At 67.7% G+C, this 25,636-nt stretch carries 17 protein-coding genes, 1 tRNA gene and 2 rRNA genes (1 of these 20 cut by a window edge); 12 read left to right on the top strand and 8 right to left on the bottom strand.

Translation table 11 applies throughout. From position 1 onward, the window contains the following. Positions 1–27: 27 nt before the first annotated feature. Genes CD928_RS10230 through CD928_RS10215 form a run of 4 tightly spaced genes read right to left on the bottom strand, consistent with a single transcriptional unit; the run spans position 28 to position 6,453 of the window. Positions 28–939: a DUF4886 domain-containing protein gene (locus tag CD928_RS10230; RefSeq protein ID WP_095386961.1), complete on the bottom strand. Its 912-nt coding sequence runs from the start codon at positions 937–939 to the stop codon at positions 28–30. A 45-nt stretch (positions 940–984) separates the two neighbouring features. Next, on the bottom strand, positions 985–1,947 hold the full coding sequence (locus tag CD928_RS10225; protein ID WP_141237132.1) for an alpha/beta hydrolase: 963 nt from the start codon (positions 1,945–1,947) through the stop codon (positions 985–987). Positions 1,948–1,979: 32 nt separating this feature from the next. Further along, the gene (locus tag CD928_RS10220) at positions 1,980–5,090 is read right to left on the bottom strand and encodes a TonB-dependent receptor (protein WP_176473537.1); all 3,111 of its coding nucleotides are present in this window, start codon (positions 5,088–5,090) and stop codon (positions 1,980–1,982) included. A gap of 46 nt (positions 5,091–5,136) precedes the next feature. Next, entirely contained in the window at positions 5,137–6,453 is a 1,317-nt protein-coding gene (locus CD928_RS10215) for a dicarboxylate/amino acid:cation symporter (protein ID WP_095387379.1), read from the bottom strand. Positions 6,454–6,669: 216 nt separating this feature from the next. On the opposite strand from CD928_RS10215, the gene CD928_RS10210 reads away from it, so the two are divergent. The 12 genes from CD928_RS10210 (at position 6,670) to CD928_RS10155 (ending at position 23,977) form a co-directional block, all read left to right on the top strand. Beyond that, positions 6,670–8,502 carry an ATP-binding protein gene (locus tag CD928_RS10210; protein ID WP_176473536.1) on the top strand — a complete coding sequence of 611 codons (1,833 nt, stop codon included), beginning with the start codon at positions 6,670–6,672 and terminating at the stop codon, positions 8,500–8,502. After that, complete coding sequence (locus CD928_RS10205) at positions 8,499–9,854, top strand: sigma-54 dependent transcriptional regulator (RefSeq protein ID WP_095386957.1); 1,356 nt, start codon at positions 8,499–8,501, stop codon at positions 9,852–9,854. Before CD928_RS10210 ends, CD928_RS10205 begins: the two co-directional genes overlap by 4 nt. A 113-nt stretch (positions 9,855–9,967) precedes the next feature. Further along, positions 9,968–10,312: a RidA family protein gene (locus tag CD928_RS10200; RefSeq protein ID WP_095386956.1), complete on the top strand. Its 345-nt coding sequence runs from the start codon at positions 9,968–9,970 to the stop codon at positions 10,310–10,312. Beyond that, positions 10,309–11,253, top strand: a complete 945-nt coding sequence (locus tag CD928_RS10195) for a LysR family transcriptional regulator (protein ID WP_095386955.1) — start codon at positions 10,309–10,311, stop codon at positions 11,251–11,253. The genes CD928_RS10200 and CD928_RS10195 overlap by 4 nt, the downstream gene beginning before the upstream one ends. A gap of 131 nt (positions 11,254–11,384) precedes the next feature. Continuing rightward, positions 11,385–12,641: an FAD-dependent oxidoreductase gene (locus CD928_RS10190; RefSeq protein WP_255247106.1), complete on the top strand. Its 1,257-nt coding sequence runs from the start codon at positions 11,385–11,387 to the stop codon at positions 12,639–12,641. 37 nt (positions 12,642–12,678) lie between these two features. Next, on the top strand, positions 12,679–15,792 hold the full coding sequence (locus CD928_RS10185; RefSeq protein WP_217983752.1) for a TonB-dependent receptor: 3,114 nt from the start codon (positions 12,679–12,681) through the stop codon (positions 15,790–15,792). Positions 15,793–15,929: 137 nt separating this feature from the next. Further along, positions 15,930–17,252: a dicarboxylate/amino acid:cation symporter gene (locus tag CD928_RS10180; RefSeq protein ID WP_095386953.1), complete on the top strand. Its 1,323-nt coding sequence runs from the start codon at positions 15,930–15,932 to the stop codon at positions 17,250–17,252. An 8-nt stretch (positions 17,253–17,260) separates the two neighbouring features. Continuing rightward, on the top strand, positions 17,261–18,979 hold the full coding sequence (gene ggt / locus CD928_RS10175) for a gamma-glutamyltransferase (RefSeq protein WP_095387377.1): 1,719 nt from the start codon (positions 17,261–17,263) through the stop codon (positions 18,977–18,979). Beyond that, positions 18,976–20,682 (top strand): gamma-glutamyltransferase, encoded by a 1,707-nt coding sequence (gene ggt, locus CD928_RS10170; protein WP_217983751.1) that lies wholly within the window; start codon positions 18,976–18,978, stop codon positions 20,680–20,682. The genes ggt (CD928_RS10175) and ggt (CD928_RS10170) overlap by 4 nt, the downstream gene beginning before the upstream one ends. Then, positions 20,682–21,542, top strand: a complete 861-nt coding sequence (locus CD928_RS10165; protein ID WP_095386952.1) for a dienelactone hydrolase family protein — start codon at positions 20,682–20,684, stop codon at positions 21,540–21,542. The genes ggt (CD928_RS10170) and CD928_RS10165 overlap by 1 nt, the downstream gene beginning before the upstream one ends. A 9-nt stretch (positions 21,543–21,551) precedes the next feature. Further along, positions 21,552–21,974 carry a VOC family protein gene (locus CD928_RS10160; protein ID WP_095386951.1) on the top strand — a complete coding sequence of 141 codons (423 nt, stop codon included), beginning with the start codon at positions 21,552–21,554 and terminating at the stop codon, positions 21,972–21,974. Between the two features lie 11 nt (positions 21,975–21,985). Continuing rightward, complete coding sequence (locus CD928_RS10155) at positions 21,986–23,977, top strand: CapA family protein (protein WP_095386950.1); 1,992 nt, start codon at positions 21,986–21,988, stop codon at positions 23,975–23,977. Here the strand turns inward: CD928_RS10155 and CD928_RS10150 are convergent. The 4 genes from CD928_RS10150 to CD928_RS10135 form a co-directional block, all read right to left on the bottom strand. Continuing rightward, positions 23,960–24,151 (bottom strand): hypothetical protein, encoded by a 192-nt coding sequence (locus CD928_RS10150; RefSeq protein ID WP_141237131.1) that lies wholly within the window; start codon positions 24,149–24,151, stop codon positions 23,960–23,962. The genes CD928_RS10155 and CD928_RS10150 overlap by 18 nt on opposite strands. A gap of 181 nt (positions 24,152–24,332) precedes the next feature. Beyond that, positions 24,333–24,409: transfer RNA gene (locus CD928_RS10145), tRNA-Met, on the bottom strand. A gap of 110 nt (positions 24,410–24,519) precedes the next feature. After that, positions 24,520–24,634: ribosomal RNA gene (rrf, locus tag CD928_RS10140) — 5S ribosomal RNA — on the bottom strand. A 114-nt stretch (positions 24,635–24,748) separates the two neighbouring features. Continuing rightward, positions 24,749–25,636, bottom strand: a 23S ribosomal RNA gene (locus CD928_RS10135) (it continues 1,903 nt past the right edge of the window).

Here is a 25,636-nt window from a genome sequence, read left to right as displayed (position 1 = left end):
CGAAGCCCAAGTCCCATCAGCCTCCGATCAGCTGCGCCCCTGCGCCGCCAGCGTGTCGCGCGCCACGCGCTGCAGCGCCGCGGCCTGCGCGTCCGAAAGGCCGAGCTCGTCGGCGCCCTTTTCCTTGGCCCCCAGCGTGGTGGGGTCGATGCCCGTCACCGCGCCGAAGGTCACCAGCGCCGACAGATAATAGCCCGCGACGCTCGCGTGATAATGGTCATAGGCCCACAGATCGAGCTGGTCGTAAGCGATGCCGTCATAGGGGTTCGGGTCGGCGACGCCCTCCGCCATCGCCCGGTTCCACGCCTGGCCGACGGGAAGCACCCCGGTGACGCCCGGCGTCGCGGCGCGGGCGCGGTCGGCGGCGGCGCGCAACTCGCCGGCCATCGCGGCGACCGGCTGGCCGTACCAATGCCCCTCGGGCCGGTAGGTCTGGTCGGCGCGCGTCCAGGTCGCCACCAGCCGGATATCGACCGCGGGGTTACGCGCCTTGAACAGCGAGGTCAGCCGCGCGACGTCGCGCAGATAGTTGGCGGTGTCGCCCGGCTTCGCGCGATTGAGGACGCTGAGTTCCTGCAGCACGACGACGTCCCAGGCCCGGTCGAACAGCCCGCGGCGCTCGTCGTAATGAAAGCCGAGCGTCTTCCCGCCCTGCGTCTCGAGGCTGACTTCATAGTCGAGCCCCGCCTGTTCGCAGAACAACTTGAACAGCGCCGGCACCCCGCCATAGCCCGCACCATTGAGGTCGGTGACCGTGCCGGCGTGCCAGTTGCGCGCCGCCGAATGCGCGCCCTGCGTGAAGCTGTTGCCGATGAACAGGATCGTGCGCGGCGCCACGGCCTTTTCGGCCGCCGGCGCGGGCGCGGTTTCCTGCGCCGCGGCCGCCGGGACGATGGCGAGCGCGGCAGAGGCGATCAAAAGGCCGATGCCATATTTCATATCCGACTCCTTGGTGACCGGCGCATCCGTAACGCAGATACGAGGCTATTGGGACAGCGGCTTGCAGTCGCCCCCCGCGACCGGTTTCGCGTCGCCGAACAATATGCGCACCGCGACCGGCGCCATGCCGCCATTGTCGTGACCGACGCCGGGCACGAGCGCGCAGCTCCACCCGAAGCCGACATGCTCCGCCGCCGCGAGCGCGCGCGCCCTCGCGTAGAAGGCCTCGCCGCGCGCGAGCCGGTACGGCCCCTGCGCCATCGCCTCGGGCTGGCGCGGCAGGCTCGGATGATTGGGGTCGGTGTCCTCGGTGCCGAGCAGCACCGTCACCGGCAGCGCGAGCGCCTTCGCGGGATTCCACAGGCCCGCGGGCAGCCCGCCGAGCCCGAAGGGCCAGGCGACCGCGGGATCGGGCATCGCATAGGAGCCCGCGTTGGCAGACACCGCGCGTCCCATATGCGGCCCGCCGCCCGCGAGGATATAGCGGTGGACGAACTGCGCCCCGCCCGAATGGCCGTAGAGCGCGTAGGTTTCGGCGGTCAGCCCCTCGCGCGCCTTCACCGCGGCGAAGACCGGCTCGATCGCGGCGAACGACCATTTGTCCGCGGGGCGCGGCGTGCCATCCTTTTCGGTGAACCAGCCGTGGCTGTAGGAGCGCACGCCCGGAAACGCCTCGCGGCTATATTCGGGGACGATCAGCGCGATCCGATATTTCCGCGCCAGGCCGATCCACTCGCCGAGATATTTGTCGGCGTCGCGCTTGACCCCGTGGAACACGAACAGCACCGGCGCGTCGGCGGGGGTGTCCGCCGAGCGATAGGTCCAGACCGGAAAGGCGGGTCCCGCCCAGCCGTCGAAGGTGAAGCGCTTCGCCCCCGCCGCGAACAGCTTTTTCTGCAAGGCCGTCTCGCCATGCGGGGCGGCGCTGGCGAGCGCCTGGCCGGGCGCGCACCCTACCAGTGCCAGCAGCGCCGCCGCCGCGATGGCCTTCACGGACCCAGTGGACAAGGCCCGCGAAGCTCGAAGACCGATGCCGCGCATCAGAATTTCACCGTCGCCCCGACGTAGAAGCGGCGGCCCGCGATGTCGTAGACGCCCTCCTGGTTGGTGAGCCGCCCCGCTTCGGTGCCGGTGGGCAGGAAGGGGCTGATCGAGTTGAACAGATTGTTCACCCCGCCATAGAGGCGGAACTCCTTGCCGCCGCTGTCGACGTCGAACGACAGGAACAGGTCGTGCTCCCACACGTCGCCGATGTTGAGGAAGATCGGCACCTCGGCATCGGGGTTGGTAGCGAGCAGCGCGCGATAATCGTCGCGCAGCTGGTTGCTGTCGTTGATCTTGCCATAATAGGTCGTCGTCCAGCGGATGCGGAAATTATCGAGCTTCCAGCTCAGCGAACCGCGCGCCCGATATTTGAAGCTGCCGTCGGCGAGGCTGCCCGCGAGGTCGTTGGTGACGGTGCCGTCGACGCCCTCGAAGCTGACCTTTTGCTTCAGCACGTGCGTGCCGTCATAGCGCAGGTCGAACCGGCCGGGGATGCCGACCAGATCGTCGAGGCGGAAGCGATAGTTGAACGCGACGTCGATCCCCGTCGTGTCGAAGCTCGCGAGGTTGGCCTGGCGCTGCACCAGCGAGACGATCTGGCCGTTGATCGGGTTGCGGGTGATGTCGGCGCAGAAGGGGTTCTCCGCCTGCGGCACGTCGGTGTCATAGCATTGCAGCTGGATATCGCGGTTCGAATAGGCGTCGATCGCGTCCTTGATGCGGATGTCGTAATAATCGACCGCGAGCGTCAGCCCGGGAAGGAAGCGCGGCGCGATCACCGTCCCGAAGGTCAGCGTGTCGGCGGTCTCCTCCTTGAGGTCGAGGCTGCCGCCGTTGGGGCTGTAGATGTTATTGCCCGCCTGCTGATATTCCTGATCGACGCCGTCGGCCGCCTGCCGCGCGAAGAGCGCCTGGATTCCCGGGTCGAGCCGGCAATTCGCGGCGAGGCGGCCGGCGGTGGTCGGGGTCACGCCGTCGCATTCGTCGTCGGCGCTCTCGAAATTGCCGCGCGGCGGCGAATACAGCTCGGCGATGTCGGGCGCGCGCTGGGCGCGGGCGAACTGGGCGCGGAAGCGGATATCGGGAATCGGCGCATATTGGATGCCGGCGCGATAGCTCAGCACCGTGCCGACATTGTCGATGCTGTAATGCGCGGCGCGCGCCGAAGCGTCGATGCTCAGCAGATGGGCGCCCGGCGCGTCCTTGAGCAGCGGCACGCTGACCTCGCCATAGCCTTCCCAGGCGCTGATCGACCCGCCGAAATTGGGGATCGCGTTGCCCGTGGTGCCCCCCGTCTGGGCGAGAAGGTCGCCGCGCAGCTGCTGGCTGTCCTTGCGGAAATCGACGCCGAACGCGGCGCCGACGGGGCCGGCGGGGAGCTGGAACAGGTCGCCGGTGACGAACGCCTGCGCGGTATATTGGCGGATCGTCAGATCCTGGTGCAGGTCGGCGCGGATCCAGTTCGCCATTTCGGGAGTGATCGATCCTTCGCCGAACAGGTCGATCGCGACGCAGCCCGCCGCGCGCGCGTCGGCGTCGACGCAGCGCGGGCCGTCGGGCCCCATCTCGGCGTTGAGCGCCTGGATGAGGTTCAGGCCGTTGATCTCGTTCCGGCGCCACTGATCCTGCTTATACTGGCCGAAACCGGCGCTCGCTTCCCAGTTCCAGCTATCCGAAATCTTGCCGCGCAGCCCGGCCCAGCTGCGGATCGTCTGGCGAGTATTTTCGGTGATCTGGCCGCCAACCTCGTCGAAACGGCGGTCCCACGCGATGCCGACCCCGGTCGAGGGCGTTTCGGACCCGCGCAGTTCGGGCGGCACGAACGGATTGCACGCGCCGGGGGCGCGGCGACACGGGATCTTGCCATATTCGATCTCGGTCGTGATCCCGGTGACGGGGTCGGTGAGCGGAAAGGTCGAATCCCAGCCGAGACCATAGGATTCGCGCGTCTCGCCCGATTCGATGCGCGAATATTGGACCTGCGCGAACGCTTCGAGCGTGTCGGAGAATTCGAAATCGAGCTTCGCGGCGCCGAGGTAACGCTTGCGCGCGAGGATCAGCGAACGGCCGGTGCGCTGGTTGTAGCCGTCGCGGTTGGGGAGGAAATAGCCGGTGTTGCCGTTATCGGTCGTGCCGATGTCGATCGGCTGGCCGGTCTGGACGTCGGGGCCGAGCGGAACCAGCTCGCCATTGCGGTAGAAGCGGTCGCGCGACGAATTGCCGCCCGAGAAGACGCCCCCCGGGATGAAGGAGCTGAGGTCGCTCATCACGAGCGGCGGGAATTCGGAGGCCGGGCGCGATCCGCTGGTCGGCGCGCCGCTGCCGTTCAGATAGACACCCTCGAACATGTTGAGGCCGGTATCGAAATCATAGTCGTAGGACACCGGGCGGATCGCCCATTCGCGGTCGACGGCGCGAATGCCCCAGTCGCGGTCATAGGTGCCGCTGACGAGAAGATAGCCGCGCCCGTCGGCGAAGCGCGCGCCCCATGTCGCGCCCAGCGTCAGTTCCTGTCCGTCGCCCTGATCGGTGATCCCGGTGCGCGCGCGCAGGGTGAGCCCGCGTTCGTTCTTCTTGGTGATGATGTTGACGACGCCCGCCACCGCGTCCGAGCCATAGACCGACGAGGTGCCGCCGGTGATGATCTCCACCCGGTCGACGAAGTCGCTCGGGATCGTCGACAGGCTGACGAGGTTGGTGATGCCGCTGTTCGACACCGTGCGGCGCCCGTCGACCAGCACCAGCGTGCGGTTCGGACCCAGATGGCGGAGCTCGATCGAACTGAGCCCCGAATTCTGCGTGCTGCCGGTGACCGTGGAATCGTTGGTCGACGATTCGAGCTGCGGCAGGTCGGCGAGCGTCTCGCTGAGTTCGCTGTCGCCCGATTCGAGCAGATCCTCGCTCGTCACCCCGATCGTCGGCGCGGCGGTGTCATAGGTGTCGCGCGCGATGCGGCTGCCGGTGACGATGATCTCGCCGGCGGGCGCGTCGGCGCTAGCGGCGTCGGCCGGCGTCTCCTGCGCGGCGAGCGGCTGCGCGAGCGCGGCGCAAAGGATCAAAGCGGTGTAGCTGCTGCGGCGGGCCCAGCGGGCCTTGGTCGAAATCATTGTCTCACTCCCCATTGTCGTTGTTCCTTGCTGGCCCGGGCGGACCTCAATCCGTGTCGGTCTCGACCGGACGCGCGGCGAGCCCCGGCGCGGGCTCGCCGTGAAGCGCGCGATCGAGCGCATCGCGGTCGAGCGATTTTTCCCACATCGCGACGACGATCGCCGCCAGCGCGTTGCCGATGAAATTGGTGAGCGCGCGGCATTCGCTCATGAAGCGGTCGATGCCGAGGATCAGCGCGAGCCCCGCGACGGGCACCGAGGGCACCACCGACAGCGTCGCCGCGAGCGTGATGAAGCCCGCGCCGGTGACCCCCGCCGCGCCCTTCGAGCTCACCATCGCGACGAGCAGCAGCGCGAGCTGCTCGCCGAGGCTCAGGTGGATGCCCGTTGCCTGCGCGACGAACAGCGCGGCGAGCGTCATGTAGATGTTGGTGCCGTCGAGGTTGAAGCTGTAGCCGGTCGGCACGACCATGCCGACCACCGGCTTCGCGCAGCCCGCCCGTTCGAGCTTCTCGATCAGGCTCGGCAGCGCTGCCTCCGACGAGGAGGTGCCGAGCACGAGCAGCAGTTCGGCCTTGAGATAGGCGATCAGGCGAAAGATCGAGAAGCCGCAAAGCCGCGCCATCGTGCCGAGCACGACGATCACGAAGAAGAGCGAGGTGAGGTAAAAGGTCGCGATCAGCGCACCGAGGTTGGCGAGCGAGTCGACGCCATATTTGCCGATCGTGAACGCCATCGCGCCGAACGCGCCGACCGGCGCGAAGCGCATCAGCATCGCGACGATGCGGAAGAAGACGACTGAGACCTTCTCGAGGATCCCCAGCACCTGCGCCCCCGCCGCGCCGGTGTGCGACAGCGCGAGGCCGAAGAGGATCGCGACGAACAGCGCCTGGAGGATCGAGCCCGAGGTCAACGCCGACACGAAGGTTTCCGGGATGATCGACAGGAGGAAGCCGGTCAGCGTCGCCTCATGCGCCTTCTGCTGATATTGCGCGACGGCCCCGGCGTCGAGCGTCGCGGGGTCGATGTTCATCCCGGCGCCCGGCTGCACCACGTTGGCGATGATCAGCCCGACGATCAGCGCGAGCGTCGAGAAGAAGAGGAAATAGGCGAAGGTCTTGATCGTCAGCCGGCCGAGCGTCTTCGCCTCGCCGACCGAGGCGATGCCGGTCGCGACGGTCAGGAAGATCACCGGCGCGATGATCATCTTGACCAGCTTGATGAAGCCGTCGCCGAGCGGTTTGAAGGCGATGCCGATCTCGGGGAAATAATGGCCGAGCAGCACGCCCGCGAAGATGGCGGTCAGCACCTGGACATAGAGGTGCGACCACCAGGGGCGGGGCCGGGCCGCTTCCTGCGGCATCAGATCGATCGTGGCTGCCACCAGCCTCTCCCTTTGTTCGTCGCGCTCGCGGCGCGGCTCCGGCCGTTCGCCCGGATTTTGGGGAAAGCTAGAAAGGTGGAGAGTCCCGGTCAAAGGGCGAGAAGGCCAGTATTATATAATTGATTTACAACAATAATATTTGATCGCTCCGCTCAGGCCGGCTTGATTTGTGCAATTTTCCGCATGGAACAATCGATGTTTGTGCGATATTCCGCACAAATGCCCGCCGACGATTCGCCCCTTGCTGCCCGCCCCTGGCTCGACCGGCGCCGGCTGGTGCTGGCGACGCTGGCCGGCGCGCTGGTGCTCCTGATCGCGGCGGTGGGGCTCAACCAATGGGCGCTCGGCCATGCGCGGTCGGAGACCGACGCCGAGGCGCGCCAGAGCGCCCGCGCGCATGCCAGCCTGCTCGAAAGCGAGCTGCAGAAATTCCGCCTGCTGCCGCGCGTGCTCACCGAATTTCCCGACGTCCGCCTCGCGCTCGCCGACAACAGCGCCGCCGCTTCGCGGCGTCTCGACACCGAACTCGAACAGCTTGCGACGCGCACCGATGCGGCGGTCATCTATGTGCTCGACCGTAACGGCACGACGATCGCGGCGAGCAACTGGCGCGCGCCCACCAGCTTCGTCGGACAGAATTACCGTTTCCGCCCCTATTATCGCGGCGCGATGGATCAGGGCGAGGCCGAGCTGTTCGCGCTCGGCACCGTCAGCGGCCGCCCCGGCCTCTATCTCGCGCGCAAGGTCGCGCCCGAAGGCAGGACGCTGGGGGTGATCGTGGTCAAGGTCGAGTTCGACCGGCTCGAACGCAAATGGGCCGATTCGAGCGGCGCCACGCTCGTCACCGACAGCAGCGGCATCATCATCATGGCGAGCGAACCCGCGTGGCAGTTCCGCTCGCTCGATCGGCTGTCGGCGGCGGCGCGCGACCGGCTGCGCGCCTCGCGGCGCTATGGCGAGCGCGCGCTCGCGCCACTGGGGCTCCAGCCTCGCGGCGGCGACCTGCGCATCGCCGGGGATGGCGGCGCGGCGCTCTATCGCCAGGCGTCGGAGCGCATCTCGCTCCCCGGCACCACCTTGCACCAGCTCCAGCCGCTTGCGCCGCGCCGCGACGCCGCCAACGCCACCGCGCGCGTGATCTTCCTCATCCTGCTGATCCTCGTTGGCGCGGCGATCGTCACCCTGCTCCGCCTCGTCGAGCGCCAGGCGATGCGCCACGCCGCGCACCAGGCGCTCGAACGCGAGGTCGCGGCGCGGACGCAGGATCTGCGCACCGCCAACGCCGAGCTCCAGCAGGCTTCCGAACTCCAGAGCGAGACCGACCGCCGCTACCGCGCCGCGCGCGAGGAGCTGGCGCAGGCGAGCCGGCTCGGCTCGATCGGCCAGATCACCGCCGGCGTCGCGCACGAGATCAACCAGCCCGTCGCGGCGATCCGCACCTTCGCCGAAAACAGCCTGCGCTATCTCGACCGCGGCGACGCGGACAAGGCGCGCGGCAACCTGGGCACCATCGTCGACCTCACCGCGCGCGTCGGCGCGATCACCGGCGAGCTGCGCAACTTCGCGCGGAAAAAGCCGATGCCGCTCGGCCCGGTCGCGGTGCAGGCCGCGCTCGACGGGACGATGCTGCTGATCGGCGACCGCCTGCGCGGCCAGGGCATCGCGCTCGACGTCGCGCTGGGCGATCCCGGCGCGCGAGTCCACGCCGACCGCGTCCGGCTCGAGCAGATTCTCGTCAACCTGCTGCAGAACGCCGCCGAGGCGCTGCACGAGACCCCGGATCCCCGCCTTTCGATCCGCGCCCACGGCGCGGACCCCGTCCGCATCGACGTGTGCGACAACGGCCCCGGCGTGCCCGCCGAGCTGGTGCCGCAGCTCTTCACCCCCTTCGTCACCGGGCGCGCCGACGGGCTGGGCCTGGGGCTCGCGATCGCGAGCCAGATCATGGCCGATTTCGGCGGCAGACTGTCGCTGATCGCCTCGCCGCTCGGCGGCGCCGGCTTCCGGCTGGAGCTACGGCGCGCATGAGCTTCTTCACCGGCCAGCAGACGATCCTCTTCGTCGACGACGATCCGCAGCTGCGCGAGGCCAATCTCCAGTCGCTCGACCTCGCCGGCCTCGCGGTCGAGGCCTTCGCCGACGCGGCGAGCGTGCTGCCGCGCATCGCGCGCGATTTTCCGGGCATCGTCGTCACCGACATCCGCATGCCCGGCATGGACGGGCTCGAACTGCGCGCGGCGATCCACGGCGTCGATCCCGACATCCCCGTCATCCTGATCACCGGCCACGCCGACGTGCCGATGGCGGTGCGCGCGCTGCAGGACGGCGCCTTCGACTTTCTCGCCAAGCCGTTCGCCGCCGACCATCTGGCGAGCGCCGCGCGCCGCGCGCTCGCGCATCGCGCGCTGATCCTCGACAACCGCCGCCTCGTCGCCGCGGTCGCCGACATCGACAGCCCGCTGATCGGCGAAAGCGCGGGCATGACGCGGCTGCGCGAGACGATCGCGCAGCTCGCGCAGGCCGACATCGACGTGCTGGTGGAGGGCGAGACCGGAACCGGCAAGGAACTGGTCGCGCACATGATCCACCGGCAGAGCCGCCGCAGCGGCGGCGCGCTGGTCGCGGTCAATTGCGCCGCGCTGCCCCAGGAACTCGCCGAGGCCGAGCTGTTCGGCAGCGACCTTATCGACCGCGCCACCGGCAAGCTCGGCCACGCCGGCCGCATCCGCAGCGCGCATCGCGGGACGCTGTTTCTGGACGAGATCGACACGATGCACCCCGCCGTCCAGGCGAAACTGCTCCGCGTCATCGAGGAGCGCGAGGTGCAGCCGATCGGCGCCGCGGCGCCCGAGCCGGTCGACCTGCGCGTCGTCGCCGCGACCAAGATCGACCTGATGGACGCGGTGCGCGCGGGGACCTTCCGCGAGGATCTTTATTACCGGCTCCACGTCGTCAAGCTGCGCATCCCGCCGCTGCGCGAGCGGCGTTCGGACATTCCGCAGACCTTCGCCTATTTCCTCGACGAGGCGGCAGGAAAGATGGGGCTGCCGGGGTTCCGCATCGACGACCGCACCCGCCGCTATCTGGTCGAGCACGACTGGCCGGGCAATGTCCGCGAGCTCAAGAATTTCGCCTATAGCGTCGTCCTCGACCTCCCCTCCGACGCCGGGCGGGCGCCGCTCCAGGGCGAGATGACGCTCGCCGAGCGCGTCGCGCGCTTCGAGAGCGCGGTGATCCGCGACGCGATGACCGCGTGCGGCGGCGACATCGCGCGGGCGATGACGATTCTCGGCGTGCCGCGCAAGACGCTCTACGACAAGCTCGGCCGCCACGGGATCAATCCCAGGGACTATCGCGAGGGTCCTTCGAGCCGGAGCTGATATCGCTCCCAGCCCATAACCTCCGCCTATGGGCAACCACCCCATTTGCCATGTTCCCGCGGTCGGCGCGCGCATAGCGTCGCCGCGCCATCGCAAATCCAAAGGGGAACGCCATGACCACGCCGCCGCTGTCGCCCGCCCGCTCCGCGGGTGCGCTCGTCTTCACCTCGGGCCAGCTCGCGCGCGGCGACGACGGAGCGATCGTCGCGGGCGGGATTGAGGCGCAGGCCGAGCGCGCGCTCGCCAATCTCGCCGCGGCGCTCGAAGGCGAAGGCTGCACCCCCGCCGATGTCGTGAAAGTCACCGCCTGGCTGACCGACCCCGCTGACGGCGCCGCGTTCAACGCCGCCTATCGCCGGCTGTTCGGCGAACCCTGGCCGGCGCGCTCGACCGTGGTGTCGGCGCTGCTCGCGCCCGGCGCGCTGATCGAGGTCGAGGCGATCGCGCTGCGCCGATGACCGCAAAGACTGTTGGCCCCCGCCTGCTGCGCGCCTACAGCGGGGGCATGCGGTTCCGCCAGATCGAAGTCTTTCACGCCGTCTACACCCACGGGTCGATCAGTGCCGCGGCGCGCGCGCTCGGCGTGTCGCAGCCGTCGGTGTCGAAGACGCTGCATCATGCCGAGGACAGCCTGGGCTTTCCGCTGTTCCAGCTCGCGCGCGGCCGCCTCGTCCCCACCGACGAGGCGCATGCGCTGATGCGCGAGGCGGGCGACATCTTCGACCGGCTGACCTCGCTCCAGCACACCGCGCGCAACCTGTCGCAGGCGGGCGGCGGGCATATCCGGCTCGGCATCGTCCCCAGCCTCGCGCTCGACATCGTGCCGCAGGCGATGGCGCAATTCCGCCGCCAATGGCCGCGCGTCACCTTCGAGGTCCACACCCATCACCATGACGACCTCGTCCAGTCGCTGATCGAGCGCGAGACCGATATCGCGGTCGCCTACACGCCGCCCCCGCATCCGCGGCTGACGCGCTCGCTGCTCGCCGAGGGCGAGCTCGTCGTCTTCTTTCCCACGGGCGCTTTCGGCAAGGTCGGCGCGCGCCTGCCGCTGAGCGAGCTTGCCGACCGCGACGTCATCGGCGTCGCCGCGACCGGCCCGATCGGCGACGTGCTGACGCGCGCGGCGCGCGGGCGCGGGATCGCCTATCGCGAATCGGTGTCGGTGCAGACCTTCTTCATCGCCGCCCGCCTCGCCCAGCTCGAAGGCGGGGTGACGGTGATCGACGAGTTCACCGCGCGCGCGTGGCAGTCGCCGGGGTTCGGCTGGCTGCCGACCGATCCGCCGCTCGGCTTCACCATCTCCTATGTCACGCTCGAGGATCGCCCGCCGTCGAAGGTCGCGCGGCAATTCCTCCGCACCCTCGAGGAAACCCTCGAAAACAGCCGCAACGCCTAGACCATAACCCGCGGCTATGGGCGTCACAAATATTGCGCATTGGCCGCGAGCCACCGCGCGATATTCTGACCCCTCAAGGCGGGCGACGAGACCATTCGGATAGCCCGGCCGAAAGGGGATCGGGTTGACGCATGCGGGCCGAATTTCGTCTGGACGAACCGCCGATGGCGCGGCGGCCCGAGGAGCTGCTCGTTATCGGCGCCGGGGTCGTCGGGATGGCGACCGCGCTGACGCTCGCCGAACGCGGGCACCGCGTGACCGTCGTCGATGCGGCCGAGGGCCCGGGGCGCGGCACCTCCTTCGCCAATGGCGCGCAGCTGAGCTATGCCTATACCGATGCGCTCGCCAGCCCCGCGACGCTGATGCAGATGCCGCGGCTGCTCCTCGCGCTCGACCCCGCCTTTCGGCTCCACCCCAGCCTCGATCCCGATTTCCTGCGCTGGGGACTCGCCTTTCTGCGCAACACCACCGCGGCGCGCTTTCGCCGCAACACGCTGGACGGCATGGCGCTCGCCTTTGAATCGCACCGCGCGCTGCACGGCCTCGCGAAGCGCCACGCGCTCGATTTCGGCCATGCGGCGCCGGGCAAGATGATCGTCTATCGCTCGGCCAAGAGCTTCGCCGCCGCCGAGCGCCTCGCCGCGATCAAGGCCGCGCACGGCGCGCGCCAGCGCCTGTTCGACGCCGACAAGGCGATCGCGATCGAACCGATGCTCGCCTCGATCCGCTCGGCGATCGCCGGCGCCGTCTATACCGACAGCGAAGAGGTCGGCGACCCTTATCGATTCTGCGCCGGGGCCGCGGCCGCGCTCGCGGCGACGGGGCGCGGCGAGATGGTCCTTCGCACCGGCGTCGCGCGGATCGACACCACCGGCGCCCGGCCCGCCGCCGTCACCCATATGGGCCGGCGGATCGAGGCCGACCGCATCATCCTGTGCGCGGGGCTCCAGTCGGCCGCGCTCGCGCGGCGGCTCGGCATCCGCTTGCCGATCGTGCCGATGAAGGGCTATTCGATCACCGCGCCGCCCGGCGCCGCCGCGCCGGCGGTCAGCGTGACCGACGCCGCGAACCGCGTCGTCTTTGCGCGGCTGGGCGATCGGATGCGGATCGCGGGCCTCGCCGAACTCGGCCGCAGCGATACGCGGATCGACGAACGCCGGCTCGCGGCGCTGATCGGCAGCGCGCGCGCCGCGCTGCCCGAGGCGGCGGACTATCAGGCGATCGAGACGAGCTGGGCGGGCCTGCGGCCGATGACGCCCGATTCGCTGCCGATCACCCGGCCGATCGCGCCGGGGGTCATCGCCAACACGGGACATGGCGCATTGGGATGGACCTATGCGGCCGGATCGGCGGAGCGCGTCGCCGCGATCGTCGATGGAGAGGATTGAGCAGGATATTCGGTTAACCCAGGGAAGGGGCAGAATGATGAACAGGGGTCTTCGTATTTTCAGCCTGATGGGCGGCATCTCGCTCATCGCCAGCGCCAGCGCCGCGATGGCGCAGGACAATAGCGAGCAGCAGGAATCGCCGCCGATCGCGAGCGACGTGCAGGACGATCAGAGCAGCAACGGCGACGAAATCGTCGTCATCGGCTCGCAGATCAAGGGCGCCGACGTCGCGGGCAATTTGCCTGTCACCCTGTTCAACGAACAGGATATCGACGCGATCGCGGCGACGAGCGGCGACGACCTGTTCCGCGCCATCCCGCAGGCGGGCGACGTCGCCTTCAACGAAAGCCGCGACGCGGGCGGGATCAACGACGCGCGCGGCGACGTCGCCTCGATCAACCTGCGCGCGCTCGGCACCGGCAACACGCTAGTGCTGTTGAACGGTCGCCGCATGGTCCTCCACCCCGGCACCCAGTCCGAAAATCTGGTTCCGGTGCAGAGCGTCAATACCAACGCGATCCCGGTGATGGGGGTGCGCCGGGTCGAGGTGTTGCTCGACGGCGCCGCCGCTGTCTATGGCTCCGACGCGGTCGCGGGCGTGATCAACACGGTGCTCAAGGATAATTTCGACGGGCTGCGCGTGAACGGCGAATACAGCCTGACCGACGATAGCGACCAGCGGGAATATGAAGTCTCCTTCGAGGCCGGCCACACCTTCAACGACGGCCGCACCAACATCTCGCTCTTCGGGTCGTTCAATCACCGCGATCCGCTCTATGCGCGAGAGCGCCGCAATTCGGCGTCGTCGGACATGCGGCCGCTGTTCGTGGGGACGCCGTGGGAGGACAATGCCGATTTCGACAACACGTCGACGACTACGATGTGGGGCGAATTCTATCGCCTGCATCCCGATTATTCACGTCCGACCTCAAGCAATGCAGTTCCCACGACACGTGTGGACGGCGTCACCCTGGCGACCGGCACCGGCGGCTCGTTCCATATTCAGCCGGACACCAACGATGGCTGTATCGCGCCCGGAGCGCCGGGAACCTGCTTCGATAACAGCACGCTCGCGACGACCGGCGCCGACCGCAACCTGCGCTACGACATCAACACCGACCGCACGCTCCAGGGCCGCAATAATCGCATCAACCTGTTCGGCTTCCTCAACCATGATTTCGGCACCGGCATCGAACTGTTCGCAGAGGCGGGCTGGTATCACTCCGACTATGAATCGTTCCGCGAGCAGGAAACCGCGCTCGCCAGCCAGCGACTGATCATTCCCACAACCGGCTATTGGAACCCCCTCGGTCCCGTGGGTAGCCCCAACCGCATCCCCGGCCTCTCCGGAGTTCCGGCTGACGGCGTGGCGCTTGAGTTGGACGATTATCGCGTCGTCGATGCCGGGCCGCTGCGTGTCAACGTCCGCAACGACACGATTCGCTTCGTCGGCGGACTGCGCGGCGAACTGCTCGGCCTGGATTTCGATTCGGCACTCCTCTATTCAAAGGCGCGCACCAACGACACGATGTACCAACCCAGCCTGACGCTATTCCAGGAAGCGCTCTCGCGTACCGACGCCACAGCCTACAACCCGTTCAACGGCGGCGATCCGCTCAACCCTTCGCGCTACGACAGCTCCGCCAATCCGCAGAGCGTGATCGACAGTTTCATTGTCGGGGTGTCGCGCATCAGCACCACCGAGCTGATGATGGCGGACCTGAAACTCAGCAAAAACGACTTGTTCACTCTGCCCGCCGGCCGGGTCGGCATGGCGACGGGGGTCGAGTTCCGGCGCGAGACCTTCGCCGACGACCGCGACGACCGGCTCGACGGAACTATCGCTTTCGTCGCGCTCGACGGATCGGGCAACGGCAGCGACGTGATGGGCGCGAGCCCCACGCCCGACAGTTCGGGCGCGCGCAATACCATCTCGGCCTATCTCGAATTCGCGGTGCCTTTGGTGTCGCCCGAAATGGACGTGCCGCTGGTCCACTCGCTCGACCTCCAGCTCGCGGGACGCATGGAATCCTATCAGGGCTTCAGCACCGTCGCCAAACCCAAAGTCGCGCTCTCTTGGTATCCCGTCCGCAACCTTCAACTTCGCGGTTCCTGGTCGCAGGGTTTCCGAGCACCGAATCTGCCGCAACTCTTCGAGAGCGGCATCCAACGCTCCAATACCCGCACCGACTGGGTCCGCTGCGAGGCCGATTTCCGCTTGGGGCGCATCACTACCTTCGCCGACTGCACTGACCTTTCGGGTCGCAGCCAGGGCGTGGTTAGCAATCGTTCGGGCAGCCAGGACCTGAGGCCGGAGGAATCGGAGAATCTCTCGGTTGGCGGCACCTTCCAGGTCAATATGGGTGACGCCGGCCGCCTCACTTTTACTGCGGACTATTGGGAAATCCGCCAAAAGAACGTGATAGGGCTGTTCGGAGACAGCAACGCGCTAATTCTCGATTATCTCCTGCGGTTGCAAGGCTCATCCAACCCCAACGTCGAGCGCGCTGCTCCGACTCAGGATGATATCGACGATTTTGCGGGCAGTGGCATCGAGCCGGTCGGCGAGATTATTCAGGTGGTCGACAACTACACCAACCTCAGCCCCCGCAAAGTGCGTGGCTTCGACCTTGGCCTCTATTATCAGGTCAAAGATACCGGAATCGGCGACTTCAGCTTGCGCGTGAACGCGGCACGTCTGCTCGAATTTTATCAGGCGCCCGGACCGCTCGCGCAGGCTCTGATCGAGGCGCAGGACGCAGGCGTGCTCAATCCCTTCGTCAACATCGTCGGCGCCGAAAGCCTGATCGAGGAGAATGGGCGTCCGAAATGGCGCGGTTCGGCGAGCCTGACCTGGCGTCTGAACGGTTGGGGTGCCGGCTGGTACAGCAGCTATGTCGGCGCGGTCACCGACACCTCGGCGGCACTCGACGACGGCACACGCTTCCGGGTCGGCGACCATATGACGCACAGCTTCTATGTTCAGTACGAACCCGAAAAGGGCCTGTTGAAGGACACGCGTTTCCGCATCGGCGCGCGCAACATCTTCAACAAGCTCGCGCCGCTGGCCGACGGGACCTATGGCTATATCGGCGACCTCTACAGCAACCGGGGCCGCCAGATCTACGCGTCGATCAGCAAGCGCTTCTGATCGCGCCACGCCGCACTGGGTCGCGGTGCGCGCCCGTCGTTTCCTCCCTATAGGGGGTTGGAGCGGCGGGCGCCGAACCGGCCCGAATGAATGAGATGGAAGCCGCCGGAGAGCGGACGATATGGGGACGCGCCTGAATGACCGACACGACGATTGACCAGCCCGACGAGGGCAAGGGGAGCGGCGCGGGCCGCCCCGGCCTTCTGCGCCGCCTGCTAGGCGGCTGGTTCGCGGTGGCGCTGTGGAAGCGGATATTGGGGGCGCTGGTGCTCGGCGCGATCGTCGGGGTGATGTGGGGCGAGGATGCGACGTCGATCGCGTGGATCGGCGAGCTGTTCGTGCGGCTGATCCGCATGCTCGTCATCCCGCTCGTCTTCCTCACCATCGCGTCAGGGGTCGCCGCGCTCGCCGATCCCAGGCGCCTCGGCAGCATCGGGGTGAAGACGCTCGGCATGTATGTGTTCACCACCGCGCTCGCGGTGACCACGGGGCTGATCGTCGCGACGCTGATCGCGCCGGGAGCGGGGGCGAGCTTCGCCGGCGCGGTGCCGCGCGTCGTCGCCGAGCCGCAGGACACCGCGCGCATGTTCATGGAGATCGTGCCCGACAACCCGATCGGCGCGATGGCGAACGGGTCGACGCTGTCGGTCATCTTCTTCGCGGTGCTCGTCGGCGCCGGGGTCATCGCCGCGGGCAAGGAAGCCGAACCGGTGCGCCGGCTGCTCACGGGCGGGTCGGAGGTGATGCTGCGCATCGTCGGCTTCGTGATGGAGACCGCGCCCTTCGGGGTCTTCGCGCTGATCGCGGTGGTCATGGGCACCACGGGCGTATCGAGCTTCCTCGCGGTGCTCAAGCTCGCGCTGTGTGTCGTCGTCGGCTCGGCGATCGTCACCCTCGTCATCCACGGCGGCATCGTCGTGCGGCTGCTCGCCTGGCTGCCGCCCCTGCCCTTCTTCCGCGGCATCGCCGATGCGATCATGGTCGGCTTCTCGACCTCTTCGTCGAGCGCGACCCTGCCCGTCGCGATCCGCGTCGCCGAGCGCAACCTCGGCGTCTCGCCGCCGGTCGCCTCGACCGTGCTGCCGCTCGGCGCCACCATCGGCATGGACGGCGCCGCCATGTATGTCGCGATGCTGACGCTGTTCGCCGCGCAGGCGTTCGGCGTCGATCTGAGCCTCGCCGACTATTTCGTCATCGCCGGGACGACCACCATCGTCGCGATGGGGGTCGCGCCGGTCCCGTCGGGCTCGCTCTTCGTTCTCGCCGCGGTGCTCCACGCGATCGGCATCACGCCCGCGCAGACCGCGATCGTCGTCGGCTTCGTCCTCCCCTTCGACCGCATCCTCGACATGATCCGCACCATCCCCAACGTCACATCCGACCTCTCTATCGCGACCGCCGTCGCCCGGTGGGAAAAGGAAATGGACGTCGCCGAATATCTCTCACCCAACGACGAATGAGGTCCGCCATGCTCTTCCGCCGCTCGATCACCGCCGCGCTCGCGCTGGCGCTGGCGCTGCCCGCACCGCTCGCGGCGCAGAGCCGCCACCTGCTGGAATATCCGTCGGTCCATTCGCCGGTCGTCGGAACGCGCGGCATGGTGGTCAGCCAGAATGCGATCGCGAGCGAGGTCGGGGCGCAGATCTTGCGCGACGGCGGCAATGCGGTCGATGCTGCGATCGCGATCGGCTTCGCGCTGTCGGTGACCTTGCCGCGCGCGGGCAATATCGGCGGCGACGGCTATATGAACGTCTATGACGCCGCGTCGGGCGAAGTCCGCGTCATCGATTTCCGTTCGGTCGCGCCGCGCGCCGCGACCCCCGCGATGTTCGTCGACAATCAGGGCAAGGAACGCCGCGTCGCGAGCTACGGCTATATGGCCCCCGCGGTGCCCGGCACTGTCGCGGGCTTCGATTATGCGCACAGGAAATGGGGCAAGCTCTCCTGGGACAAGCTCGTCGCGCCGGCGATTGCGCTGGCGGCGAACGGGGTCAAGCTGAGCGCGGACGAAGCCTTCGTCTTCAGCTGGGGCAAGGAGCGGCTGTCGAAGAGCGAAGCGGGCAAGACCGCCTTCTATAAGGCGGACGGCTCGCTCTATGCGAAGGACGAGGTGATGAAGCGCCCCGCGCTCGCCTGGACGCTGGGCGAGATCGCGAAGCACGGCGCCGACGGCTTCTACAAGGGCGAGGTCGCGCGCCGCATCGCCGCCGACATGAAGGCGCACGGCGGGCTGATCACGATGGAGGACCTTGCCGCCTATCGGCCCGAGGAGCGCGCGCCGCTCGTCGGCAGCTATCGCGGCTACACCATCTACACCGCGCCGCCGTCGAGCGCGGGCGGCGCGACACTGCTCAACATATTGAACCAGCTCGAGCATTTCGACCTGAAGGCGATGGGTGCGGGATCGGCGCGGTCGCTGCATGTCATGGCCGAGGCGATGAAGCTCGGCTATGTCGACCGCTACCGCGCGCTCGGCGACCCCGGCTTCGTCACCGCGCCGGTGGGCGGCTTCGTCTCCAAGGCCTATGCCGCCGAACGCGCGAAGCTGATCGATCCCGCGAAGGCCAGGCCGATGGCCGAAATGCTGCCGGGCGACCCGCTGAAATATGAAAGCCCGTCGACGACCCATTTCTCGGTCGCCGACAAGGACGGCAATGTCGTGTCGACGACCTTCACGCTCGGCTCCGATTTCGGCTCCGGCGTGATGATCGAGGGGACGGGCATCCTCCTCAACAACGAGATGAACAATTTCAGCCACGAACAGGCATGGGAGGCGCAGCGAACCGGCGCGCCGCCGCCGCTCAACGCGATGGCCCCGGGCAAGCGCATGTTGTCAACGCAGATGCCGACGATCGTGATGAAGGATGGCAAGCCGTGGCTCGTCACCGGGACGCCGGGCGGCAGCACGATCATCACGTCCGTGGTTCAAGTCATTGTCAACGTCATCGATCATGGCATGAACATCGCCGAGGCGACGCACCAGCCGCGCATCTATCAGGGCGCGGTCGATACGCTGCGCGTCGAGCCCAATTTCAATCCCGACACGGTCGCGGCGCTGAAGGCGATGGGGCATCCGATCACCAGCGACGAGACGATGGGAAGCGAGCAATCGATCATGATCGACAAGGGGCTGTTCCTCGGCGCCGCCGACCCGCGCCGCCCCGGCGCGCTGGCGGTCGAACCATGATGCGGCCGCTGATCCTCGCCGCGGCGACGTTGCTCGCCGCCTGCACGCCCGACGCGCCGCCGCCGCAATCGGCCGCGCCGGCCGCGGTCGAACCGGCTCAACGCCAGGCTTTCCTCGCCGCTGCCCATCCACTGGCGGTCGAGGCTGGCCTCGACGTGCTGCGTCGCGGCGGCAACGCCGTCGACGCAGCCGTCGCGGTCCAGGCGATGCTCGGGCTCGTCGAGCCGCAAAGCTCGGGGCTCGGCGGCGGTGCGTTCATGGTGCATTATGACGCGGCGACGAAAGCGGTCACGGTCTACGACGGGCGCGAGGTGGCGCCCGCGGGGGCGACTGCCGATATGTTCCTCGATGACGGCGGTCAGCCGCTGCCTTTCCGCACCGCCGTATTGAGCGGCCGCGCGACCGGCGTTCCCGGCGCGGTCGCGATGCTCGCGCTCGCGCAGAAACAGCATGGCAAGCTGGCGTGGAACGCCCTGTTCGGCGACGCGATCCGCGTCGCGCAAGACGGCTTCACCGTCACCAAGCGGATGGAGCATTTCGTCCAAGGCCCCTATCCGCAGTCGAACGCGCCCGACGTCGTGCGCTATTTCAGCGACGGTCATGGCGGCAAGGTCCACGCCGGCGATACGCTGAAAAACCCCGCCTACGCCGCCTTCGTCCATCGCCTCGCGACCGAGGGGCCCGACGCGCTCTATCGCGGCGAAACCGCGAAGCGCATCGTCGCGCGGCTGCACGAGGGCGATCTCGCGGGCAGCATGACCGAGGCCGACCTCGCGGCCTACAAACCCGTCGTGCGGCAGGCGCTGTGCGGCGATTACCGCGTCTATATCCTCTGCGTCCCGCCGCCGCCGTCGAGCGGGGTCGGACTGCTCCAGTTGATGGCGATGGTCGAGCGCACCGACATCGCCGCGCGCGGCCCCAACGACCCGATCGCCTGGGTCGAATATGCCGAGGCGAGCCGGCTGATGTACGCCGATCGCGACGCCTATGTCGGCGATGTTCCGAACGTGCCTGTCAAAGGCCTGCTCGATCCCGCCTATGTCGCCTCGCGCGCAGCGCTGATCGGCGAGACGGCCGGCCCGGCGCCCGAAGCAGGAACGCCGCCCGGCGCGATCACCGCGCGCATCGACGCGACCGCCGAAGTTCCCGGCACCTCGCATTTCGTGATCATCGACGGCGACGGCAATGCGGTGTCGATGACGACGACGGTCGAAAGCTATTTCGGCTCGGGCCGCATGGTCGACGGATTCTTCCTCAACAACCAGATGACCGACTTCTCCTTCGTGCCGAAGGGCCCCAATGCCATCGCGCCAGGCAAGCGGCCGCGCTCGTCGATGACCCCGACGATCATCCTGAACCGCGACCGCAGCCTCGCGGGCGCAATCGGTTCGCCGGGCGGCAATGCGATCCTCGGCTATGTGTCGAAGGCGCTGATCGGCGCGATCGACTGGCACATGCCGTTGAAGGACGCCTTCGCGCTGCCCAACCTCGTCGCGCGCGGCGACAGCTTCGCGGGCGAGGAAAGCCGCTTCGCGCCGACGCTTCGCGCCGAAATGGCGCGGCGCGGCGTCGCGGTGCGCGCGGGATCGGGCGAGGATTCGGGGCTTCACGGTGTCCTGATTCAGGGCGGCCGCTTCGACGGCGCCGCTGACGCGCGCCGCGACGGTGTCGCGAAGACGATCATCCTGCCGGAGAAACGCTGATGCTGCGCGTCCTGTCGCTGTCGCTCGCCCTCACCGCGATCGCCGCGCCCGCGGTGGCCCAGAAAGTCCAGGTCGAGGCGGTCGAATTCCCGAGCCGCGACGGCAAAACCGAGGTGAAGGGCTATGTCTTCAAGGCCGAGGATGCGCCCGCGACCGCGCCCGCTGTGGTGATGATGCACGGCCGCTCGGGCGCCTATTCGAGCCTCGCCAAGGGCGAATATGACGCCGCCACGCTCTCGGCGCGGCACAAGGCGTGGGGCCGGCTGCTCGCGCGCCGCGGCTATATCGCGCTGATGGTCGACGATTTCGGACCCGTCGGCTATCCGGGGGGCTTCAAGGCGGGCACCTACAAGGACCGACCCGCCGTGGTCGACGAGGTCGCCTATCGCCCGCTGCACGCCTATGGCGCGCTCCGCTATCTCCAGCAGCGCCCCGACGTCGACGGAACGCACGTCGCCCTGCTCGGCTGGTCGAACGGCGGCAGCGCGACGCTCGCCGCGATGGCCGACGACAAGCCGGGCGACATGCGCAGGATCGGCTTTCGCGTCGGCGTCGCGCTCTATCCGGGCTGCGGCCTCAAGAAGCGCTTCGCGAAGGACGGCTACCGCCCCTACAACCCGGTGCGCGTCTTCATCGGCACCGCCGATGAGGAGGTGTCGCCGACGCTCTGCGAAAAGCTCGTCGCCCGTGCCCGCGAAAAGGGTGGCGACATCACGCTCACGACCTTCAAGGGCGCGACGCACAGTTACGACACGCCGACCAGGAGCCGCCAGTCGGTCAAGGCCAATGCCGAAGCCAAGGCCGCGACCGAGACCGACATCCTCGCCTTTCTCGCCGCGACGCTGAAACCCGCCGAATAGGAGCCCGCCATGCCCGCGCTTGCCCCGTTCCACTTCGCCTTTCCCGTGCACGACCTCGACGCCGCGCGCCATTTCTACGGCACCGTCCTCGGCTGCCGCGAGGGGCGCAGCGACCGCGACTGGATCGACTTCAACCTTTATGGGCACCAGATCGTCGCGCACCGCGTCGGCGCGCGCGACGCGGTCGCGGGGCATAATCCGGTCGACGGCCATGAGGTGCCGGTGCCGCATTTCGGCGTCGTGCTGCCGCCCGCCGACTGGCAGGCGCTCGCCGACCGGCTGCGCGCGGCGTCGGTCGGCTTCGTGATCGAGCCGCATACGCGCTTTCCCGGCGAGCCGGGCGAGCAGTCGACGATGTTCTTCCACGACCCGTCGGGCAATGCGCTCGAATTCAAGGCCTTCGCCGACCTCGATCAGCTCTTCGCGAAATAGGACATCATCATATGCGGCTCATGGCATCGACGGCGCTCGCGCTCGTGCTGGCTTTCGGCGTCGGCGAATGCGCGCCGCTTGCGGCGCCGCACGCCGTGGCGGCGGTGGCTCCGGCCTCGCACGAGATCACTGGTCAACTCGGCATCGTCGGCGGGAGCGCGGATCTCGCGGCGCTCGAGGTGCGGATCAACGGCGCGCCGGCGCGGATCGCCCCCGATGGCCGCATCACGGGGATCGCGACCGACGCCGACCATGTCCAGCTGACGATCCGCGGCCCCGGCATCTTCGACGCCGTCTTCACCTTTTCGCCCAGCGAGCTTGCCGGCGCCGACGGCCGCTGGACGCTGCCCGCGGTCGAGGCGGTCGCGCGCGCGCCGGGCCGCGTCGAGCTCTTCTTCGGCGGCGACGTGATGATGGGGCGCCGCTTCGAGGATCCGATCTGGAACGAACGGGTGCTGATTCACCCCGAAAGCCGCACCGCCGACATGGCGCGCCTGCTCGAGCCGATGAAGCCCTATTTCGCGGGCGCCGACCTCGCCTCGGTCAATCTCGAAACCGTGCTCGCGACCCGCGATCTCGGCGACGCGCCCGACAAGTCGGTCGTCTTCTATACCCACAGCGACGCGGCGAAGGTGCTCGCCGACGCGGGGATCGATTTCGTCACCCTCGGCAACAATCATGTCTATGATTATGTCGAGCCCGGCCTCGCTTCGACCCTCGCGGCGCTCGACGCCGCGAAGCTGCCCTGGTCGGGCGCGGGGCGGAACGAGGCCGAGGCGGCGAAGGCGGCCCGGCTCGACGCCGGCGGCCGCGCCTGGTCGATGCTCGGCTTCGTCGGCTGGAAGGGCAAGGTCGAGCCGAACCAGGTCGCCGAAGGCGGCAAGGGCGGCGCGGCTTTCGGCAGCGACGAAGCGATCGAGGCGGCGGTGCGGCGCGAGGTCAAGGCCGGCCGGTCGCCGATCGTCCAATATCATGGCAGCAGCGAATATAGCCACCGCCCGACCGAGATCAGCGAGCGGCGCATGAAGCTCGCGATCGACAACGGCGCCGCGCTCGTCGTGTCGCACCACCCGCACGTTTCGCACGGGCTCGAACTCTACAAGGGACGCCTGATCGCCTATTCGCTCGGCAACTTCCTGTTCGACCAATATTTCCCCGAAACCCAGGCGACCTATGCGCTGAAAGTCTGGATGGACGGCGACCGGCTGTTCCGTGCCGAGATGATCCCGATCCAGCTCCTCGACTATCGCCCCGTCCCCGCCGTCGCCGGCATGCGTCAGGCGGCGCTGCGCCGGATCGTCGAACTGTCGGCCGAGCGCGGCACGCGCATCGGCCTTGCCGGCGGCCACGGCGTCATCCAGCCGTCGGCGGCGATTCCAGTGCCGCAATTCTGCGCCGGGCCCGCGGAGGAAGGCCTGATCGCCTTCGGCTATGATCTCCACCGCCCCGCTGCCGCCTGTGCCGTCGACGCGCCGACCTCGCGCGATCTGTTGATGCGCGGCGATTTCGAGGCGGCTCGCTATGGCGAGGCACGCGACCGGAGTTGGGGAATCGACGGTGGGACCCTCGATTTCGTGGGCGATGCCCACCGCGGCTCGACGGCGATGGCCGCCCTGGCGGCGGGCGACGCACCGATGACGATCGCGCCCAAGACCTTCTTCCGTCCGGTCGCCGAACGGCGGCTGACGCTCGGCGGGTGGATCAGGACCGAGGGGCCCGCGACGCTCGAACTGCTGCTTCAGGAGCAGCCGAAGGGCGCCAGCCGTACCAAAGCGCTCGAAAGCGCACCGCTCCGGCCTGCGGGGACCCGGCAGGTCGCGGGCGGTGGCTGGCAATATATCCGTTTCGACATCGATCGCGGCGCCGATGCGGCCGCCCTGCCGCTGCGCCCGCTGCTGCGGATCGGGGGTACGCGCCGCGCGGTCCTCGACGACTTGCTGTTCCTCGCGTGGGACACCGATGCGCCGGGCCGCGCCTATCGTTCGTCAGCCGGGAAAAAGTGAAGCCTCGGGGCCCGGCTCGTCGCCGAGCCGCCGGTTGAGGATACGGATCGCGGTGTCGAGTTCGACCGCCGCGACGAATTCGCCGAGCGCATCGAGCCGCTCGAGTTCGATCATCAGCCGGTCGCGAATGCCGCGAACGGCATCGTCCATCCCTTTGCCTGCGGCTTCGGCCATATACCCCCCACCCGGATCGCGCGCCTCGCTGGTCGCGGCACCGATTTCACCCTTTCGCGCGAATATCAAACTCGCCGAGGCTGAGGAATGCGCGAGAGCCGGACTGGTTCCATAGCGGATACATCGCCGCGCCCGCCGGACGCAAAAAACCCGCCGTCCCCAGGGGAAGGCGGGTTTTTGTTGGTTGCGGGAGCAGGATTTGAACCTGCGACCTTCAGGTTATGAGCCTGACGAGCTACCGGGCTGCTCCATCCCGCGTCAACCAGCTGCGGCCGACCGGAGCGGCGGCGCAGAAACAGCAAAGGGCGGCCAACGCCGCCCCGACTTTGTGAATGGGTTTTCCGTTTTGACCTTACGTCGGCTGCAATGCCTGGCGACGTCCTACTCTTCCAGGGCTTGAGCCATAGTACCATCGGCGCTGTCAGGTTTCACGGCCGAGTTCGAGATGGGATCGGGTGGGTCACTGACGCCATGGTCACCAAGCAATGAAGCCGGCGTAGGTCAAAAGGGTTTCAATCGATGTCCGTGCATACTGTCTGATCAATCATCCGCTTGTCGCAGACAAACCGGTCAGGCTTGTCGTTGATGGCGGGACTCTAAAGTGCGAATAGAGCAATTAGTATCGGTTAGCTCCACGCGTTACCGCGCTTCTACATCCGATCTATCAACGTGGTGGTCTTCCACGGCTCTGTGAAATCTTATCTTGAGGGAGGCTTCCCGCTTAGATGCTTTCAGCGGTTATCCCGTCCATACATAGCTACCCTGCTGCGCGGCTGGCGCCACGACAGGTACACCAGAGGTATGTTCAACCCGGTCCTCTCGTACTAGGGTCAACTCCTCTCAAATTTCGACGCCCACGGCAGATAGGGACCAAACTGTCTCACGACGTTCTGAACCCAGCTCACGTACCACTTTAATTGGCGAACAGCCAAACCCTTGGGACCTGCTCCAGCCCCAGGATGTGATGAGCCGACATCGAGGTGCCAAACGATTCCGTCGATATGAGCTCTTGGGAATCATCAGCCTGTTATCCCCGGCGTACCTTTTATCCGTTGAGCGATGGCCCTTCCACTCGGGACCACCGGATCACTATGACCGACTTTCGTCTCTGCTCGACTCGTCAGTCTCGCAGTCAGGCAGGCTTATGCCATTGCACTCTAACAGACGGTTTCCAACCGTCCTGAGCCTACCATCGCGCGCCTCCGTTACTCTTTAGGAGGCGACCGCCCCAGTCAAACTACCCGCCACAGAGGGTCCCTGATCCAGTTTCATGGATCGAGGTTAGACATCAGAAAACAACAGGGTGGTATTTCACCTATGGCTCCACACCGGCTGGCGCCAGTGCTTCAAAGCCTCCCACCTATGCTACACAGTTCTTTCCTAATGCCACTCTGAAGCTGCAGTAAAGGTGCACGGGGTCTTTCCGTCTAACCGCGGGTACTCCGCATCTTCACGGAGAATTCAATTTCGCTGAGCATCTCCTGG

The sequence above is a fragment of the Sphingopyxis sp. GW247-27LB genome (assembly GCF_002277025.1).
Lineage (GTDB): Bacteria > Pseudomonadota > Alphaproteobacteria > Sphingomonadales > Sphingomonadaceae > Sphingopyxis.
This window is presented reverse-complemented; position numbering and strand designations above follow the sequence as displayed.

Coding starts and splice junctions, on each gene's coding strand:
- CD928_RS10215 (WP_095387379.1), bottom strand. CDS start 6,453: ATGCCGCAGGAAGCGGCCCGGCCCCGCCCCTGGTGGTCGCACCTCTAT.
- CD928_RS10230 (WP_095386961.1), bottom strand. CDS start 939: ATGAAATATGGCATCGGCCTTTTGATCGCCTCTGCCGCGCTCGCCATC.
- ggt (WP_217983751.1), top strand. CDS start 18,976: ATGATGCGGCCGCTGATCCTCGCCGCGGCGACGTTGCTCGCCGCCTGC.
- CD928_RS10190 (WP_255247106.1), top strand. CDS start 11,385: ATGCGGGCCGAATTTCGTCTGGACGAACCGCCGATGGCGCGGCGGCCC.
- CD928_RS10195 (WP_095386955.1), top strand. CDS start 10,309: ATGACCGCAAAGACTGTTGGCCCCCGCCTGCTGCGCGCCTACAGCGGG.
- CD928_RS10185 (WP_217983752.1), top strand. CDS start 12,679: ATGAACAGGGGTCTTCGTATTTTCAGCCTGATGGGCGGCATCTCGCTC.
- CD928_RS10155 (WP_095386950.1), top strand. CDS start 21,986: ATGCGGCTCATGGCATCGACGGCGCTCGCGCTCGTGCTGGCTTTCGGC.
- CD928_RS10150 (WP_141237131.1), bottom strand. CDS start 24,151: ATGGCCGAAGCCGCAGGCAAAGGGATGGACGATGCCGTTCGCGGCATT.
- CD928_RS10220 (WP_176473537.1), bottom strand. CDS start 5,090: ATGATTTCGACCAAGGCCCGCTGGGCCCGCCGCAGCAGCTACACCGCT.
- CD928_RS10165 (WP_095386952.1), top strand. CDS start 20,682: ATGCTGCGCGTCCTGTCGCTGTCGCTCGCCCTCACCGCGATCGCCGCG.
- ggt (WP_095387377.1), top strand. CDS start 17,261: ATGCTCTTCCGCCGCTCGATCACCGCCGCGCTCGCGCTGGCGCTGGCG.
- CD928_RS10205 (WP_095386957.1), top strand. CDS start 8,499: ATGAGCTTCTTCACCGGCCAGCAGACGATCCTCTTCGTCGACGACGAT.
- CD928_RS10200 (WP_095386956.1), top strand. CDS start 9,968: ATGACCACGCCGCCGCTGTCGCCCGCCCGCTCCGCGGGTGCGCTCGTC.
- CD928_RS10160 (WP_095386951.1), top strand. CDS start 21,552: ATGCCCGCGCTTGCCCCGTTCCACTTCGCCTTTCCCGTGCACGACCTC.
- CD928_RS10210 (WP_176473536.1), top strand. CDS start 6,670: ATGTTTGTGCGATATTCCGCACAAATGCCCGCCGACGATTCGCCCCTT.
- CD928_RS10180 (WP_095386953.1), top strand. CDS start 15,930: ATGACCGACACGACGATTGACCAGCCCGACGAGGGCAAGGGGAGCGGC.